The sequence below is a fragment of the Pseudoduganella ginsengisoli genome (genome assembly GCF_009720865.1).
GTDB classification, from domain to species: Bacteria; Pseudomonadota; Gammaproteobacteria; order Burkholderiales; family Burkholderiaceae_D; genus Rugamonas; species Rugamonas ginsengisoli.
Map to the genome: position 1 here is coordinate 75,703 of NZ_WNLA01000016.1, position 14,477 is coordinate 90,179.

The window sequence follows — 14,477 nt, forward strand, 5'->3', positions numbered from 1 at the left end:
TATAATGCCCGCAAATCCTGCTATAAAGATGCAATGCTGTCTCGCCGCCACACTCTTATATTTTTTGCATCGCTGTGCGCTGCCGGCGCCGCGCCGGCAGAAGAAGTCATCACGCTGAGCAATGGCGAGTGGCTGCCGTATATGTCGGAGCATGCGCCGCACTACGGCCCGGTTTCCCGCATTGTCAAGGAAGCGTTTGCGCTGGAAGGCGTGACGGTCCGCTACGTGTTCCGCCCATGGAACCGCGCCTATGCTGAAGCGGCTGCCGGCCAGGCGGACGGTTCGATTGTCTGGAGCAAAGGCTTGCCCGGCACGGCGCGCGCCAGTGATTTTCTTTACAGCGACACGGTATTTGAAGGCCAGTCTGTATTCTTCCATTTGAAGCGGAAGCCGTTTGACTGGAACAGCTTTGCTGACTTGTCCAAAGTGTCGGTCGGCGGCACGGCCGGTTACGAATACCAGTTTGAACGCTTGCCCGGCATCCATATCGACCGGGCTCCCAATGATGAACTCAGCTTCCGCAAATTGCTGGCTGGCCGCTTCGATATTTTTCCTGCCAATGCCGACAGCGGCTGGATGATCTTACGCAGCCGCTTCACGCCGGACGAAGTGGCGCAGGTGACCGTGCACGCCATGCCTTACGCGAGCACGCAATACCACCTGATCATGCCGCGCAAACTGAAAAGCAGCGCCCGCTACGTGAAGCTGTTCAATCAAGGATTGCTGCGCCTGAAGGCGAGCGGCAAGTACCAGGAGTATATGGAAGAACTGAAGCGCCCAGCCCAATAAAAAAAGGCCCGGTTGCCCGGGCCCAAAGTTCACACACTTGATTCAGAAAGCCTGGATGGAGGCTTAGAAGTGGTACTCGACGCGTACCATCGGGGTTTTCGCGAAGGCGCCGTTGCCTGCGAAGCCCTTGGCGTTGTTGCCGAACTTGTTGCGCCAGTATTGGTATTCGAAACCGGCTTTCAGGCTGCCAGGTTTCATGCTCAGCGATGGGCTCAGGTCATACATGACTTGGGCGTCGATATTGGTTTCCGGCTTGGTGCCGCCGCCGAATTCATCCTTGCCTTTGGATGCGATGTAGTTGGCAAAGCCTTCGAACGAGAAGCCATGGCCCAGCGGGATGCCCCACGATGCGCTCAGCATTGCGTGCGTGTCGTACGAGTAGCGGCTCTTTACGCCGACTGGCTTGTTGCTTTCCCACAGAGCAAGCAGGCTCACGTTCAGGAAGCCTGGCACATCCAGCATCAGCGTAGGGCCGGCAACCAGCATGTGCTTTTTCGAAGCGTAGCCTGGGTCGTTCTTGGTGTTCCAGTCGAAGCCGGCGGTCACGCCAACGCCGCGTACCGGGCCGAATTTCATCGGGGCGCCGCTGATGGCGCCAATGTCGAACGTGTGGCGGTACAGGACATAGGCTTCCTGCGCCTGGGCGTCAACGCCATCGGACTCCAGGAAGTCTACGTTGAAGAAGTCGGTGCCGTACTTGTTGCCGCTGGCGTGGGTCACATTGACGATGTTCTTTTCAATGTCTTTCGGGTTGAACGGCTCGGCGAACTTGGTGCCGTAGCGGTAGCCGATCGAAGTATCGGACCAGTCGGCGGCGTTTGCCTGTTGCATACCCGTTGCGAAAGCCATCGCTGCGATAGTGCCGGTGGCTGCTACTCGTAAAGCCTTGTGCATCTTACGTCTCCCTTGATTGATCTAGGTATTAGCTGGTCACTTGATGTGACTCACTGCGTCTTGGAAGCCCGATTATGTCCGTCTGTCTCATGGTTGTTATGGCTTCGCACGTATATCTGACAGTGCTCTGCCGTATATGATTTTCACACCGGCCTCCAAACGGCACCTTTACATTCAACCGAAAAGAAAGCGAGACACTATATGGGCAAGCTGAGTACCCACGTTTTGGACATCACGCAGGGCAAGCCTGGCGCAGGCGTGCAAGTTAAGCTGTACCGCGTGAACGGCGTGGAAAAAGTGTTGGTCAAAACCGACACCACCAACGCCGACGGCCGTTGCGACGTGCCGCTGCTGCAAGGCGATGAAGTCAAAGCAGGCAAATACGAACTGGTGTTCGGCGCCGGCGACTACTTCGCAGGCCAGGGCGTGAACCTGCCATCGCCGCGCTTCATCGATGAAGTGGTGATTGCCTTCGGTATCGCCGACCCGAACGCCAACTACCACGTACCAATCGTCGTATCGCCATGGGCGTACTCGACCTACCGCGGCAGCTGATCTGCTTGCAGATTGAATGAAAACGGGGCGCTGCATGCGCCCCGTATTTTTTAAGCGAAGCAGGAAATTTCCAGCTCGCGCAAGGCCGGATTGGCGCCCGCAATGGCCGCCTTCAGCGCCTTCAAATCCTGGAACACCAGCGCGTCGGCCGTCACGTTGGCGCGCATCTCGTCGTGCGTCGCGCCCATGCTGGCGGGCTTCCTGCGTGCAGGCCAGTCCACACCATACACTTTCGGATGCAGCACGGGCGGCGCCGTTGAAGCCAGCGCCACGAACGCGGCGCCGGCCTGCCGCGCCAATTGCACGATTTCACGCGTGCTGGCGGCATCGACTATCGCATCTTCCACCAGCAAGATGCGCTTGCCGTGGAATTCCGTGCCGATGGCATTGACGCGCTGCGACACAGGCTTGCGCACGATGTCTGACTGCGGCAAGTCAAACGTGCGGCCCGGATAGCGGTTCTGGATAAAGCCTTCGCGGTAGTCCAGCTTCAGTTTCAATGCCAGCTGGATCGCGGCGGGGCGGGAGATGTCGTCGAACGGCATCACGACATCGATGGCGCCGACGTCAAGCTGCGCGCGCACCTGTTCCGCCAGCAGTTCCCCCAGCTTTAAGCGCGCCGCATAGACGGACGCGCCATCGATAACGGAATCGGGCCGCGCCAGGCTGACAAATTCAAATGCGGACGGTCGCGCGCCCTGTTGCACGGACAATTGGCGCGCATGCAGTTCGCCTGCCAGCGTCACATAAACCGCTTCGCCCGGGGCCACGTCGCGCACGTAGCTAAAGCCCATGCCTTCCAGCGCCACGGATTCGCTGGCAAACATGTATTCATTGCCGTCAATCGCCGTGCGCACGCCAAGGCACAGCGGGCGGATGCCTTGCGGGTCGCGGAACGCGAGGATGCCGTGTCCGGCCACCTGCGCCACGGCCGCATATGAACCTTGCACGCGGCGCTGCAGGCACGCCACGGCGGTGAACAGCATGGCGGGCGACAGCGATTCGCCCTGGCTGGCCGCATGCACTTCATGGGCCAGCACATTGAGCAGTACTTCCGCGTCGGAAGGGGTATTGATATGGCGCCGTCCTGTCACCGATAATTCGCGGCGCAATGCATCGCCATTGGCCACCTGGCCGTTGTGGGCCAGGGTAATGCCATAGGGTGCATTGACGTAGAACGGCTGCGCTTCTTCATCGCATGACGGGCCGTACGCGGCGCAACTGCAATGGCCGATGCCGGCGCATCCGCGCAGGGTGCGCATGTGGCGGGTTCGGAATACATCGGTGACAAGACCGTTCGCCTTGTGCATGGCGAAAACGCTGTCATTGTCTGTGGAGATGCCTGCCGCCTGCTGGCCGCGGTGCTGCAGCAAGAGCAGTGCATCGTAGAGAATTTGATTAGCAGGGGCGTGCGCAAGCACGCCGACAATGCCACACATGGCCGGACTCCTGGATTATTACAATGAGAAGGTACAGTGCGCCGTGGCGGACAGGGTAGGGCTGGAATTAGATAATGGGCATAGTTGTGCTCATATGAGCGGATGAATCATAGGTGATAACTTCTTATGGCATGTGGTGACAGGCTCGCCTGGCCATGCCGACCGACCCACCTAACACAAATAATCATGACCATTCAACAACAAGAGACGACCATCAAGGCTTTCCGCGCCAGCATTCTGCACTTCACTGCGGATCCTGCGTTCAATGACAATGCGTACAGCTGGTTCGAAGACGGCCTGCTGGTCGTCGACGGCGACCGCATCAAGGTGGCCGGAGACTATGACAAACTGAAAGACACGCTGCCGGACGGTACGCAAGTGCGCGATTACCGAGGCAAGGTCATCATGCCGGGCTTTATCGATACGCACATCCACTATCCGCAGACCGACATGATCGCGTCGCCGGCGCCTGGCTTGCTGCCCTGGCTGGACACGTACACGTTCCCGACCGAGCGCCAGTTCAAGGATCCGGAACACGCACGCGGCGTGGCTGATTTCTTCCTGGATGAACTGACCCGTTGCGGCACCACGACCGCAATGGTGTTCTGCACCGTGCATCCGGAATCCGTCGATGCGTTCTTTTCAGCCAGCGAAGAGCGCAACCTGCGCATGATCGCCGGTAAAGTCATGATGGACCGCCACTGCCCTGACTTCCTGCAAGACACGGCGGAATCGGGCGCCCGTGAAAGCGAAGAATTGATCAACCGCTGGCACAACAAGGGCCGTAACCTGTACGCGCTGACGCCGCGTTTCGCGCCAACGTCCACCGAGGCGCAAATGCAGCTGTGCGGCGAACTGGCGCAGAAATATTCCGACGTGTTCCTGCAAACCCACGTGGCGGAAAACACGGATGAAGTGGCATGGGTGAAATCGCTGTACCCGAACGCCCGCTCCTACCTGGACGTGTATGACCACTACGGCATGCTGCGCCCACGCTCGATGTACGCGCACTGCGTGTGGCTGGACGACGAAGACCGTGCCCGCATGGCCGCCACCGGCGCCGCCGTGTCGATGTGCGCCACGTCGAACCTGTTCCTAGGCAGCGGCCTGTTCAACTTCGCGGAAGCGGACAAGCACAAGGTTACGCTGTCGCTGGCAACGGACGTGGGCGGCGGCACGTCGTTCTCGATGCTGCAAACGATGAATGAAACGTACAAAGTGGCGCGCATGGGCGGCACATACATGCCGGCGCTGCGCATGTTCTACCTGGCCACGCTGGGTGGCGCCCGCTCGCTGCAGCTGGAAGGCACGATCGGCAACTTCGCGGCCGGCGCGGAAGCCGACTTCGTCGTGCTGGACCCGAAAGCCACGCCGCTGCTGGAGCGCCGCACCACGCGTACCAACAGCCTGGAAGAATTGCTGTTTGCACTGGCGCTGCTGGGCGACGACCGTACCGTTGCCGCCACCTATGCAGCCGGCAAGCAGGTACACCAGCGCGGCGAGTAACCGTTATACCACCCGCCAGCTGAAACGGCAGGGTTTGCTAGCTGTCCGAAAGCCAGATGCCGCCAACGCGCTGAAATGGTAAAAATGCTAAGCTCCGATTTTTTTTCAGGGGCGGTGCATGAAGCATTTACCGGCAAGGCAGCACGCGGTCATCGACGGGCAGCAACTGGCGTATGGTGTGGCGGGGCACGGTGGTCCTGCCATTGTCTTGATCAATGGCGCAGGCGGCCCGATGGAAGGGTGGTTCCGCTTATTCCCCGACGTCGCGCAACTGGCGCAGGTTTTCATGTATGACCGTCCCGGCGTTGGCGCCAGCGGCAAGCCGGTGGCGCCGCAAACTGCGGAACTGGGTGTGCGCCAGCTGCGCGCACTGTTGAACCAGGCTGGCGTACCCGGGCCGTACCTGCTGGTGGCGCATTCATTCGGCGGCTTGTATGCGAACTTGTTTGCGCGCCTGCATCCGCAAGATGCCGCCGGCGTGCTGTTTATTGAAGCGGCAGCGCCGGAAGATGTGGGGGCAATGAAAGCGCACGCCGGCCCGGTCACCCGCATGTTGAATGGATTGCTGAATGTATTCGTGAAGCAGGACGCCAATGGCGAAGTGGCCAACGAAACGCAATCCGTCGGGCAAATCCACGCCGCCCCCCCGTTCCCCGTTATCCCCCTCACCGTGTTGTCCGGCGCGAAAACACCGCCTGGCTGGGCGGCTTCCCCTGCCGCGCTGGCGGCGCGCGAACGCAGCCAGCAGGGCCTGGCGGCATTGTCGCCGCTGGGACGGCGCATCAAGGCACAGGGCAGTGGCCACTTCCCGCAAATGTCGGAACCGAAGGCCGTCGTTGATGCGATTGCCGCATTGCTGGAGAGCGCGCGGCAGCGCGTCTGACGCGGTGCCAGGCACCAGGCGGATTTGCAACTTTAGTATGGGTATAGCGTTACCGCCTTGCCTCGCACCGGTTAGCAGCCGTCAGCAAGCATGCCGTGCGGGAAGCGGCGCCCACCATCCACCGTCGCCGCCGGATGGTCAGGCAGCCGGCCCTTGCTGCGCCAGCCTGCGCAGCAATTCCAGCTGGTCGTGCTGCATGGACACCAGTTCTGCCCACTGCTTTTCACGCAGTACATCGATCTTTTGATGCAGCAGCATGATTTCCAGTTCCGCCTTCAGATTCACTTCGTAGTCGTGTTCCGCATTGTCGCGGTCTTTTTGGCCTTGCCGGTTTTGCGACATCAGCAGCACCGGCGCCTGCACGGCCGCCAGCATGGACAGCATCAGGTTCAACAGGATGTACGGAAAAGGGTCGAATGGCTGCTGTCCGATGCGTGTCAGCAGGAAGGAATTGACGGCAGTCCAGCCCACCATCACGGTACTGAACACGGCGATAAACGCCCATGAACCGCCAAAGCGCGCCACCGCGTCGGCAGCACGCTCACCCAGGCTCAATTGTTCTTCCTGCGCGCGTACCGTATTGCGGGCAATATGGCGCCGGCCGGCGGTACGGCGCAGCACATGCTGGCTTAATTCATCGAGGGACTCGTATGGAACGCCCAGCAATTCCCTGGACAAGTCTTCATGGTTTTTCATTGGTTTCCCCTGGCAGATATGCCTGCCATCATAGCGCCAGCGATATAACGAAAGCCAAATTTATTATTAATTTGATCGTGATCAAGTTGTGCGGATGCATTTGGCGTAGTGCGCGGTTACTGTGTTGATGAACGGTATCCTTGGAGCATGTATGACCATCCGCAATCTTCACTATTTCTTTTCACCGAAGTCGGTCGCCGTGATCGGCGCAACGGACCGCGCCGCCAGCGTGGGCGCCACTGTGATGCGCAATGTGCTGCAGGGCGGTTATGAAGGCGAACTGTATCCGGTCAATCCCCATCACGACGAAGTCGCGGGCGTGCCGTGCTACCGGAACCTCGACCGGTTGCCGCAGGCGCCGGAACTGGCCGTGATTTGCACGCCGCCCGCCACGGTGCCGGCGCTGGTGGCGCAACTGGGCGCGCTGGGAACGCGCGCAGTGATCGTCATGACGGCTGGGCTGGATGCGCCGGCAAAGCAGGGCGGCACGACGTTGCGCCAGGCCATGCTGGACGCGGCAAAGCCGCATGTGCTGCGCATCCTGGGACCGAACTGCGTTGGCTTGCTGTCGCCCCGTGCACGCCTGAACGCCAGCTTTGCGCCTGCCCAGGCGCTGCCGGGGCGCATCGCGTTTGTGTCGCAGTCGGGCGCCATGGTGACGGCCATGCTGGACTGGGCCGGCGCGCGCGGCATCGGTTTTTCTTCCTTTGTGTCGCTGGGTGACTGCACCGACGTCGATGTCGGCGACATGCTTGATTACCTGGCCGGCGATCCGGAAACGCAAGCGGTCATGCTGTACCTGGAAGGCGTGGGCGACGCAGCAAAATTCATGACAGCCGCGCGGGCTGCCGCGCGCTGCAAGCCGGTTGTGGTGTTAAAGGCAGGCAGTGCGCCGGAGGGGGCGCGGGCCGCGGCCACCCACACCGGCGCACTGGCAGGCGCGGACCTGGTATGCGACGCGGCCATCCGCCGCGCCGGCATGCTGCGCGTGCATACAGCCGAAGCGCTGTTCGAGGCGGCGGAAACGCTGGCGCGCACACGGCCGCTGCGCGGCGAGCGGCTGGGCATCATTACCAATGGCGGCGGGCTGGGCGTTCTGGCTGCCGATGCGCTGGCGGCAGGAGGCGGCAAGCTGGCCGTGCCGGGACCGGACTTGCTGGCGCGCCTCAGCGCGGGCCTGCCTGCCACGTGGTCGCACGCCAATCCGGTCGATATCATCGGCGATGCGCCTGCCGAGCGCTATGCTCACGCGCTGCAAGCCATGCTCGATAGCGATGATACGGATGCGGTCTTGATGCTGCATGCGCCGACGGCCATTGTGCCGAGTGTGGAAATTGCCCGCCTGGTGGCGCCGATGGCGCGCAGCGCCGGCAAGCCGGTCCTGTTTTGCTGGATGGGCGGCGTGTCGGTTGCCGCGGCGCGTGGCGTCTGTGGCGGGGCGGGCCTGCCGGTCTTCGACACGCCGGAAACCGCAGTGGACGCCTTCCTGCAGCAAGTGGGCTATGCGCGCAACCAGCGCCTGTTGATGGAAGCGCCGCCGGCCATGCATGGCTCCGAAGTCGATGCCGCCACGGCGCGCGCGCTGGTGCGGCGGCTGCTGGCCGAAGGCACGGAAGTCGTGCCGGAAGCGGAAGCCAAGGCGATCCTGGCGGCGTATGGCATCCCCGCGGTGGAAACCCGCATTGCCCACAATGTGGATGAAGCGCTGGCGGCGGCGCAGGCAATTGGTTATCCGGTCGCCGTCAAACTGCGCTCACCGGACGTGACGCACAAGTCCGACGTGGGCGGCGTGGTGCTGGATGTGGCGGGGCCGCAGGCGCTGCGGGTTGCGCTGGACGCCATCGCCAGCCGGCTGGCGCGGCAATTGCCGCACGCGCGTCTTGACGGCTATACCGTGCAAGCCATGGTGCAGCGCCCGGCCGCGCGCGAACTGTTTGCCGGCATTGCCACCGATCCGGTGTTCGGGCCGGTGGTGCTGTTTGGCCATGGCGGCATTGCAGTGGAAGCCATTGGCGACCGTGCCGTGGCGTTGCCGCCTTTGAACCGCGTGCTGGCGGGTGACCTGGTCAGCCGCACGCAGGTGGCCAAGCTGCTGGGGCAGGTACGCCAATGGCCGCCTGCAGACCTCGATGCGCTGTGCGATGCGCTGGTGCGGGTGGGGCAATTGGCAGCCGATATTCCAGAAATCGCCGAGATGGATATCAACCCGCTGTTGGCCGATGCGGACGGCGTGCTGGCGCTCGATGCCCGCATCCGCCTGGACGCGGCACGCGGCGGCAAGCTGGCGATCACGCCCTATCCACGGTACCTGGCGCGGCGCCACCAGTGGCAGGGCGAAACCATTGAGATACGGCCGATCCGCCCCGAAGACGGCGCGGCGCACCTGGCGTTTTTCCGCGCGCTCACGGCGGAAGACGTGCATTACAGGATGTTCACGTCGGTCGCATCGCTGTCGCCGTCGCAGTTGGCGCGCTTTACACAAATCGATTACGCCCGCGAGATGGCGCTGGTGGCCGTGGCGGAACGCGGCGGCGTGGCCCAAACCCTGGGCGTGGCGCGCGTGGTGGCGGACCCCGACCATATGGAAGGCGAGTTTGCCGTCATCGTGCGTTCCGACCTGAAAGGGCAGGGCCTGGGCCGGTTGCTGATGGAGCGCCTGATCGACTACGCGCGCGCCAGCGGCCTGCAAGTGCTGACGGGCATGACGCTGCCTGACAATGAACGCTTGCTGGCGCTGGCGCGCGCGCTGGGATTTAAAGCCAGTCCTGTGCAGGATGGCGCGGTGCAGTTGCGGTTGCAACTGCAAGCCCGCTAACAGGCTGCGAGGTGCCGATAAATTCATCAATGATTTGACGCCGGTCAAATTGTGCTACTGACTTGGCGGCACGGTGGGACTACCTTGGATGACATACCAGCCATCAGGGAGGCCACCATGCAAGCACTAGTCTATGAAGGTCCAGGACGTCCCATATTGAAAGACAAACCAATGCCGCAACTGGCGGCGCCTTCCGACGCCATCATCCGCATCACGCACACGACAATTTGCGGCACCGATTTGCACATATTGAAGGGCGACGTGGCGGACTGCCTGCCAGGCACGACACTGGGCCATGAAGGCGTCGGCATTGTTGAACAGGTGGGCGACGCGGTCCGCAATTTCCGCGCCGGCGACCACGTGTTAATTTCCTGCATCACGTCGTGCGGCACTTGTGAAAACTGCCGCAAAGGCATGTACTCGCATTGCGCCAGCGGCGGCTGGCTCCTGGGGCACCGCATCGATGGCACGCAGGCGGAATATGTAAGAATTCCGCACGCCGACACCAGCCTGCATCACATACCGGATGGGGCGCACGAAGAAGCGCTGGTCATGCTGAGCGATATTTTGCCGACGGGTTTCGAATGCGGCGTCTTGAATGGCAAGATCCAGCCGGGCGGTACGGTCGCCATCGTCGGCGCAGGACCGATTGGCCTGGCGGCGCTGATGACAGCGCAATTCTTTGCCCCGGCTGACATCATCATGGTGGACGTCGATGAACACCGGCTGGCGGTCAGCCGCCGGTTCGGCGCCACGCACACGGTGCGGGCGGTGGGGCGTGCGGCGGAAATGGCGGTGCTGGAACTGACTGGCGGGCGCGGCGTCGATACCGCCATTGAAGCAGTCGGCATTGCCGCCACGTTTGAGCTGTGCACGGCCATCATTGCCGCTGGCGGGACCGTGGCCAACGTCGGTGTCCATGGCGGCAAGGCCGAACTGGATCTCGCGCGGCTGTGGTCGCACAACATCACGATCACCACGCGGCTGGTCGATACAGCCGTGATCCCGCAATTGCTGAAGGCCGTGCAATCGAAGCGCATCGACCCCTCCACTTTGATTACCCACCGCTATACGCTGGAAGAAATCGGCGATGCCTATGCCACGTTCGGCGACGCCGCCCGGACGGGCGCACTGAAAGTCATCATTACGCCGCAGGGAGCGCCGGCATGACTATCCTGACTATGGCGGGCATGCTGGCGGCAGCCGGCGCCGGCCTGCTGGCTGCCTCCATGCACGCCGGCGCTGCCGGTGTGGTCTATGCCAGCGGAGGCATCGGTGTCGAGGAGCGCGCTGTACTGGAGTCGGCGCGCAGTGAATTCAACTTGCGCATGACGTTTGCCAGCAAGGGCAGCGGTGAATACCGTGCCGATGTCAACGTGGAAATCCGCGCCATCCAGGCGCCCGGCAACCCAGTCGTACTCAAGGCCGATAACACGGGACCGCTGTTTTATGCCAGTTTGCCCCCGGGCCGGTATGAAGTCAAAGCGCAGTCCGGAGGGCAGCAGCAGGCAAGGCACGTGGTGCTGCCGCAGCGCGGTGCACTGCAGGCGTATTTCTATTGGAGCGACTAATCGAGTAACTAAGCGGGTGGCCGCGTGCCGGGCGCGGACTCCCTTCCCATGACCAGACCGGCGTACAGGAGGAAAAAATGTCTAATCAACTGATGAATATCGACCCGTTTAGCGATCTGGCACGCTTCGATCCATTTCGCGGTCTGGATGAGCTATTCCGTGACGTGCGCACGATGCCGATGCGCTGGGATGCCGAGGCAGGACAACCGATCAAGCTGGACGTCAGCGAAAACGAGCAGGCGTACACCGTGAAGGCGGAAATTCCCGGTGTGAAAAAAGAAGACATCAAAATCGACGTGGCGGGCAATCGTGTCACCATCAGTGCGCAAATGCAGCGCGAGACGGAAGACAAGAAAGACGGCACGGTGATCCGCCGTGAACGCTTCGTTGGGCAGCAGTACCGCAGTTTCGCGTTGGCCCAGGACGTTGATGACGCCAAGGCCGAGGCCCGCTATGAAGCCGGCATATTGGAACTGAAATTGCCGAAGAAGGCTCCCGGCGGCAGCCGCAAAGTGACGGTCAGCTGAGGCGCCTTGTGAACAGCCACACGCAGCGCATCGTCATCATTGAAGGCCACCCGGACCCGGGCGCACGCCATTTTTGCCATGCGCTGGCTGATGCTTACCAGGCCGGTGCGCTGGAGGCGGGACATGCCGTTACCCGGTTTGACGCTGCGCGGCTGGATTTTCCGCTGCTGCGCAGCCAGCACGATTGGGAGCATGGGGCAACGCCCGCAGCCCTGGTCCCGCTGCAGCAAGCCATTGCGGACGCGAGCCACGTGGTCCTGGTATTCCCGCTGTGGCTGGGCGATATGCCGGCCTTGGTCAAAGCGCTGCTGGAACAGGTGGCGCGTCCCGGCTTTGCATTCAAGGGAGAGGGCGGCAATCCTTTTGCCCACAAGGCGCTGGCGGGGCGCAGTGCGCGCGTGGTGGTGACCATGGGCATGCCCGCCGAGGTTTACCGCTGGTATTTCATGGCCCATGCAGTGCGCTCGCTGGAACGCAACATCCTCGGCTTTGTCGGCATTGCTCCCGTGCGCCGTACGCTGATCGGCATGGTGGGTAATCTCGATGCCGGCCGCGCACAGCGCTGGCTGGCGCGCATGCGCGCGCTGGGGGCATCCGGGCAATAACGCTGGCCGCCGTTACTGCATGGTTCCCAGCAGTGCGGCAATGGCGCCGGCCGGAACGGGTTTGCTATACAAATAGCCCTGCGCATATTCGCACCGCAGCGACATCAGGAAATTGCGCTGCTCGTCCGTTTCCACTCCTTCCGCCACGACGGACAATTGCATGCTGTGCGCCAGCGCCGCCACGGCGGTGGCTATCGCCGCGTCATTCGCATCGCCGGGAATGCCGCAGATAAAGGAACGGTCAATTTTCAGCACGTCGATGGGGAACCGCTTCAGGTAAGCGAGGCTGGAATAGCCGGTGCCGAAATCATCGATGGCCAGGCGTACCCCCATGCCGCTGAGATGCTGCAGGGTTTCTTCGGCAGTGTCGGCACGCTCCATTAACACGCTTTCCGTGATTTCCAGTTCCACGTCGCCCGCCTCGCAGCCGGTATCGTGCAGCGCCTGCGCCACCATGGCAGTCAGGCCGGACATGCGGAACTGGCGGGCCGACAGGTTGACCGCCATGCGCAAGGCAGGCAGTCCGGCCTGCCGCCACGCTACTTGCTGCGCGCAGGCGGTGCGCAAGACCCATTCGCCGATGGGCACGATCAAGCCGGTTTCTTCCGCGATGGGAATGAACACATCCGGCCCGATCATGTCGCGGCCATGGGGACGCCAGCGCAGCAAGGCTTCCACACCGGCCATGGCGCCCGTGCGCAGATCGTATTGGGGCTGGTACAGCATCACCAGTTCGTGCCGTTCAATGGCATGGCGCAGCGCGTTTTCCAGCGTCAGCCGGTCCAGCGTACGGGCATTCATTTCCGGCGAATAGTACTGGTAATTGCAGCGCCCCAGCGCCTTGGCCTGATACATGGCGGCATCGGCATTTTTCAGCAATTCTTTGGCGTCGCTGCCATCCTGGGGGAATACGCTGACGCCGATGCTGCACGACAGCGCCACCTCGTGGCCGTGAATCAGCATGGGGCGCGACAGCGTGTCGAGGATGTGGCGCGACAGGGTGGCGGCCGGTGTCTCATCATGCAAATCCGAGATGAACACGACGAATTCGTCGCCGCCCAGCCGCGCCACCGTATCGGTTTCACGCACCACGCGCTGCAGGCGCCGGCCCACTTCGATCAATACGCGGTCGCCGGCATCGTGACCCAGGCTGTCATTGATGGTCTTGAAGCGGTCCAGGTCAAGGAACAGGATGGCTGCGGCGCGCTGCTGGCGGCGTGCGCCGGCCAGCGTATGCTGCAGCCTGATCAGCAACAGGCTGCGGTTGGCCAGGCCGGTCAGCGCATCGTAATTAGCCATCCGCACCAAGTCTTCTTCGAAGCGCTTGCGCTGGGCAATGTCTTCAATGACAGTGACGGTGCCGATGTCTCCATCAGCCAGCTGCATCGGAGCCACGCTGGCCTTGACCCAGACGTTTTCGCCATCGCGGCGGCGGAACAGGAATTCGTGCGCGGTGCCGCTGGCTGACGCCGGGTTTTTTCCCGTCGGCGCGACCAGGTCGTCGCGCCGGTGCAGCAACAAATCCTCTTCCGCATAGCCGGAAATGTCCACCATGGCCTGGTTCACGGTGCGCACTTGTCCGGCGCTGCCGGCGACGATGATGCCGCATGGCAGACTGCTGATGATTTGTTCCGAATATTCCTTTAGCTCCAGCAACTGCCGGCGGCCGGATTCAATATACGTGTCCAGCGCCAGCGCCATGTCGAAACTGGTGATCTTCGCCAGTGCGGACATGGTGGGAATGAATTGCTGCGGCCGGTCTTCCAGCAAACGCTGGATCAGCGGCGCCAGTTCGTCGAGGTAGGCCCGGTAGGCGCCGATATACCACACGGGTTCCAGCCCGATTTGCTGGTGGACCAGGCCGATACGCAGGCGGTTGTGGACATAGGCGGCATCGATCTGCCCCGCCATCAATTCATCGAAATAGGCCAGATGCGCCCGGTGCAGGCGCGCGGCGACCGCCGCATCCTGTAACTTGCTGTTTAACTGCGGCACGCGGCGCAGGTGGCTGTAAAACGCTTCGATAACCTGGCCCATGTGGGGCCGCAATGCTTGCCGCAGTTCGCGCAATGGCGCCAGGTCGCCAGGGCTGATATCGAAATACGATAGCCGCTGTGCGATGTCGGCATCGGATGGGGTCATGCTGCCGGCCATCTGATCCAGCGAGGCGAGGGTAGACATGCTTCATGACACTGGC

General features: G+C 62.2%; 13 protein-coding genes. 9 read left to right on the plus strand and 4 right to left on the minus strand.

The genetic code is table 11. The features are described 5' to 3' along the window. Positions 1 to 33: 33 nt before the first annotated feature. The gene (locus GM668_RS20980; RefSeq protein ID WP_170305741.1) at positions 34 to 789 is read left to right on the plus strand and encodes a substrate-binding periplasmic protein; all 756 of its coding nucleotides are present in this window, start codon (positions 34 to 36) and stop codon (positions 787 to 789) included. Between the two features lie 63 nt (positions 790 to 852). Here the strand turns inward: GM668_RS20980 and GM668_RS20985 are convergent, their stop codons facing one another. Next, entirely contained in the window at positions 853 to 1,683 is an 831-nt protein-coding gene (locus GM668_RS20985; RefSeq protein ID WP_371868744.1) for an outer envelope protein, read from the minus strand. A gap of 201 nt (positions 1,684 to 1,884) precedes the next feature. Here GM668_RS20985 and uraH point away from each other — a divergent pair, with 201 nt between their 5' ends. Beyond that, positions 1,885 to 2,238 carry a hydroxyisourate hydrolase gene (uraH, locus tag GM668_RS20990; RefSeq protein ID WP_155440908.1) on the plus strand — a complete coding sequence of 118 codons (354 nt, stop codon included), beginning with the start codon at positions 1,885 to 1,887 and terminating at the stop codon, positions 2,236 to 2,238. A 50-nt stretch (positions 2,239 to 2,288) separates the two neighbouring features. Here uraH and purF read toward each other — a convergent pair whose 3' ends face one another. After that, the gene (gene purF, locus GM668_RS20995; RefSeq protein ID WP_155440909.1) at positions 2,289 to 3,677 is read right to left on the minus strand and encodes an amidophosphoribosyltransferase; all 1,389 of its coding nucleotides are present in this window, start codon (positions 3,675 to 3,677) and stop codon (positions 2,289 to 2,291) included. A 186-nt stretch (positions 3,678 to 3,863) separates the two neighbouring features. On the opposite strand from purF, the gene guaD reads away from it, so the two are divergent. Both guaD and GM668_RS21005 read left to right on the plus strand, forming a co-directional pair. Beyond that, entirely contained in the window at positions 3,864 to 5,183 is a 1,320-nt protein-coding gene (guaD, locus tag GM668_RS21000) for a guanine deaminase (RefSeq protein WP_155440910.1), read from the plus strand. A 118-nt stretch (positions 5,184 to 5,301) separates the two neighbouring features. After that, positions 5,302 to 6,066 (plus strand): alpha/beta fold hydrolase, encoded by a 765-nt coding sequence (locus GM668_RS21005; RefSeq protein ID WP_155440911.1) that lies wholly within the window; start codon positions 5,302 to 5,304, stop codon positions 6,064 to 6,066. Positions 6,067 to 6,204: 138 nt separating this feature from the next. On the opposite strand, the gene GM668_RS21010 is transcribed toward GM668_RS21005, so the two are convergent. Beyond that, entirely contained in the window at positions 6,205 to 6,762 is a 558-nt protein-coding gene (locus GM668_RS21010) for a DUF1003 domain-containing protein (protein WP_155440912.1), read from the minus strand. Between the two features lie 151 nt (positions 6,763 to 6,913). Here GM668_RS21010 and GM668_RS21015 point away from each other — a divergent pair, with 151 nt between their 5' ends. The 5 genes from GM668_RS21015 to GM668_RS21035 all read left to right on the plus strand — a co-directional run bounded on the left by GM668_RS21015 (position 6,914) and on the right by GM668_RS21035 (position 12,280). Then, on the plus strand, positions 6,914 to 9,577 hold the full coding sequence (locus tag GM668_RS21015; RefSeq protein ID WP_155440913.1) for a bifunctional acetate--CoA ligase family protein/GNAT family N-acetyltransferase: 2,664 nt from the start codon (positions 6,914 to 6,916) through the stop codon (positions 9,575 to 9,577). A 117-nt stretch (positions 9,578 to 9,694) separates the two neighbouring features. Beyond that, positions 9,695 to 10,747, plus strand: coding sequence for a zinc-dependent alcohol dehydrogenase family protein (locus GM668_RS21020; RefSeq protein ID WP_155440914.1), 1,053 nt, complete (start codon positions 9,695 to 9,697; stop codon positions 10,745 to 10,747). Continuing rightward, the gene (locus GM668_RS21025) at positions 10,744 to 11,148 is read left to right on the plus strand and encodes a carboxypeptidase regulatory-like domain-containing protein (protein ID WP_155440915.1); all 405 of its coding nucleotides are present in this window, start codon (positions 10,744 to 10,746) and stop codon (positions 11,146 to 11,148) included. The genes GM668_RS21020 and GM668_RS21025 overlap by 4 nt, the downstream gene beginning before the upstream one ends. Positions 11,149 to 11,225: 77 nt before the next feature. Next, the gene (locus GM668_RS21030) at positions 11,226 to 11,675 is read left to right on the plus strand and encodes an Hsp20/alpha crystallin family protein (RefSeq protein ID WP_155440916.1); all 450 of its coding nucleotides are present in this window, start codon (positions 11,226 to 11,228) and stop codon (positions 11,673 to 11,675) included. Positions 11,676 to 11,683: 8 nt separating this feature from the next. Next, complete coding sequence (locus tag GM668_RS21035; protein WP_170305742.1) at positions 11,684 to 12,280, plus strand: NAD(P)H-dependent oxidoreductase; 597 nt, start codon at positions 11,684 to 11,686, stop codon at positions 12,278 to 12,280. A gap of 12 nt (positions 12,281 to 12,292) precedes the next feature. Here GM668_RS21035 and GM668_RS21040 read toward each other — a convergent pair whose 3' ends face one another. Further along, positions 12,293 to 14,461, minus strand: coding sequence for a putative bifunctional diguanylate cyclase/phosphodiesterase (locus GM668_RS21040; protein WP_155440918.1), 2,169 nt, complete (start codon positions 14,459 to 14,461; stop codon positions 12,293 to 12,295). Positions 14,462 to 14,477 lie beyond the last annotated feature (16 nt).